At 74.0% G+C, this 2949-nt stretch carries 3 protein-coding genes and 1 pseudogene; all 4 read left to right on the forward strand.

Annotation, left to right across the window (positions count from 1 at the left end):
* A partial coding sequence (locus tag DQW85_RS25075; RefSeq protein ID WP_205315388.1) for a hypothetical protein occupies nt 1-281 on the forward strand: 281 nt, incomplete at its 5' end.
* 1 nt (nt 282) lies between these two features.
* The gene (locus DQW85_RS25080) at nt 283-1083 is read left to right on the forward strand and encodes an aspartate/glutamate racemase family protein (protein ID WP_113702446.1); all 801 of its coding nucleotides are present in this window, start codon (nt 283-285) and stop codon (nt 1081-1083) included.
* Nucleotides 1084-1086: 3 nt separating this feature from the next.
* Nucleotides 1087-2064: a porphobilinogen synthase gene (hemB, locus tag DQW85_RS25085; RefSeq protein ID WP_113702447.1), complete on the forward strand. Its 978-nt coding sequence runs from the start codon at nt 1087-1089 to the stop codon at nt 2062-2064.
* A gap of 42 nt (nt 2065-2106) precedes the next feature.
* Nucleotides 2107-2949, forward strand: a pseudogene (locus DQW85_RS25090) (sigma-70 family RNA polymerase sigma factor); the annotation flags it as partial.

The raw sequence follows: 2949 nt of genomic DNA on the forward strand, positions 1-2949 counted from the left end.
ACGCCGTCGAGCTCGGCCAGGTGGTCGCCGGCGTGCTGGACGGTCTCGCCGGGCCGGCCGCGCTCGACGCCTGGGCCGCGCGGCGGCGGTCCGTGGTGCTCGACCGGGTGATCCCGCGCAGCGAGGCGCGCGTCGCCGGCGTGCAGGACCGGGACACCTCCCGGCTGGCCGCGGCGATGGCGGGGTTGCGCGCCATCGCCGACGACCCAGGGGCCACCCGCGTCTACCTGGCGCAGGCCTCGATGCTCGACACCGTCCCCCATCCGGTAAGGAACAGCTGACATGCGGATCTGGTTCCAGAAGCACACCGTCGAGGGCCGTTCGCCACTTCTGGACAAGCTGTACGCCGAGCACCTGGCCGTGGTCGCCTCCCCGAGCACGACCGTGGAGATCCACACCCTGCCCCCGGAGACGTACGGCACGGCGCTGCCCGAGCACCTGGTCGGCTACGGGGAGATCGGGCTGCTGTTCGGCCACTACTTCACGCAGACGGCCGTGCTGGCCGAGCGCGACGGCTGCGACGCCTGGATCAGCGGCGCCGGCCAGGACCCCGGCCTGGCGGCGGCCCGCACGCGCGTCTCGCTCCCCGTGGTCGGGTACGGCGACGCCGTCTGGCAGGCGGCGCGGATGGAGCGGCACCGGCTGGGCGTGCTCGGCTTCATCCCCCACCTGACCGAGCCCATCACCGACAACATCCGTGCCGCCGGGGCCGACCTCGCCTCCTACCAGGTCGTCGAGGACGGCGCGGCGGTCGTCGAGCGGGCGCTGGAGGGCGACTTCCAGCCGTTCGTCGACGCCTACACCGAGGCCGCGGCGCGGGCGGCCAGGGCAGGGGCGCAGTGGCTGGTGCCCGCCGAGGGCATCCCGAACGTGATCCTGGTCCACCTGCGCGTCCACGAGCTGCACGGCCTCCCGGTGATCGACCCGGGCGGGCTGGCGATCAAAACGGCCGAGCACCTGTGCGAGCTGCGCGCGCTGAACATCACGGCGCGCAGCACGGCCGGCTACTGGCTGCGGCGTCCCCCCGCCGCCGCCGTCGAACATGCCGAGCGCGTCCTGCTCGGCAAGGTGATCGGAGGCTGAGCCGTGAGTTACCCCGCAGAACGTCCCCGGCGCCTCCGGCGCACATCCGCGCTCCGCGGCCTGGTCGCCGAGACCAGGCTGCACCCGGCCGACCTGATCCAGCCGCTGTTCGTGCGCGAGGGCATCGACGAGCCCCGGCCGATCGCCTGCATGCCGGGCCAGGTACAGCACACCCGCGACAGCGTGCGCAAGGCCGCCGCGGCGGCCGTCCGAGCCGGGGTCGGGGGGTTGCTGATCTTCGGCATCCCGGCGGCCAAGGACCGCGACGGGCACGGCGCGTGGGATCCGAACGGCATCACCCAGCGGGCCATCGCCGACGTGGCCGCCGAGGTGGGCGACGCCACCGTGGTGATCAGCGACATCAACCTGGACGAGTACACCGAGCACGGGCACGTCGGCGTCCTCGGCCCCGACGGCGACGTGGACAACGACGCCACCCTCCGCGCCTACGCCCGCGTCGCCGAGGCGCAGGCGGCGGCGGGAGCCCACGTGGTCGCGCCGAGCGGGATGATGGACGGCCAGGTCGGCGCCATCCGCCGCGCGCTGGACGCGGCGGGCCACCACCGCGTGCCGATCATGGCCTACGCCGCCAAGTACGACTCCGCCTTCTACGGCCCGTTCCGCGACGCGGTCGAGTCGCGGCTGATCGGCACCCGTTCGACGCATCAGCAGGACCCCGCGAACCTGCGCGAGTCGCTGCGCGAGGTGCTGCTGGACGTGGAGGAGGGCGCCGACATGGTGATGGTCAAACCGGCGGGGCTCTACCTGGACGTGGTGCGCCGGGTCGCCGACACGGTGCACGTGCCGGTGGTCGCGTACCAGGTCTCGGGCGAGTACGCGGCGATCGAGGCGGCGGCCGAGAACGGCTGGATCATGCGCGACCGCGCCATCGTCGAGAGCCTCGTCGCGATCCGCCGGGCGGGGGCGGGCAGCGTGGTGACGTACTGGGCGACGGAGGTCGCCGAGCAGTTGCCGCGCTGAGACCGGAGCACCTGAGGAACACAGGGAGGAGATGCGACTCGGATGTGGCGAACCCTGTCGGAGGACGCCCGCGAGGCCACCCGCGAGCTGTGCGACGGCTACGGTCCCCACCTCTACGACTACTGCCGGACGGAGCTCTCCTCGAGCGACGCCGAGCTGGCCGTGGCGGGGGCACTGCTGTCGGCGCACACCCGAGCCGACCGAGTCGACCAGAGCTCCCTGCTGCGGCCCTGGCTCTACGCGCTGGCCCGCGCGCACCGCACGTACCTGTCCACCCCCACCAGCGTCGGTTCGTGGTCGCGGCCCGGCAGGATGTCCGACCTGCTGCCCGAGGCCCTGCGCGCGCTGGACCCGCCGCACAGGGAGCTGCTCGACCTGTCCGTACGGCACGGCCTGACCAACTCGGAGATCGCCGTGATCTTCGATGTGCGGGCCGACGAGGTCGAGACCATCGTCCTGGAGGCGGCCGACGGGCTGGAGGAGTGGTTCGCCGCGGTCATCGCCGCCAGGACCCGCTACGGGTGCGCGGCGCTGGAGTCACGAGTGACGGACTGGAGCTCCACGCCGGGGCGGCGTACCCGCGCGCGGATCAGCCGCCACATCTCGCACTGCGACGCCTGCCGGCGTGCGCCGCGCACCATGGTGGCGGACACGCTTCTGCGGCAGATGCCCATCGCGCCCGCGCCCGGCACGCTCTACGAGCAGCTGGCCTGGGCGCTGCCCCTGCAGGGCGAGGATGGGCTGTGGCGGGACGACGGGTTCCCCGTGCAGGCGCACGGGCTGGCGGAGCCCGCGCCACCGCCGATCTCCCCGGTCCCCGGCCCCACGACGGGGACCAGGGAAAGCTCCGGGCCGGTGGCGGGCGCGGCCGCCGCCGGCCCGGAG

Source organism: Nonomuraea lactucae (assembly GCF_003313395.1).
Taxonomy (GTDB): domain Bacteria; phylum Actinomycetota; class Actinomycetes; order Streptosporangiales; family Streptosporangiaceae; genus Nonomuraea; species Nonomuraea lactucae.

Excerpts from the sequence above, each read along its gene's own strand:
- DQW85_RS25080 (WP_113702446.1), top strand. The coding sequence starts at position 283 with ATGCGGATCTGGTTCCAGAAGCACACCGTCGAGGGCCGTTCGCCACTT.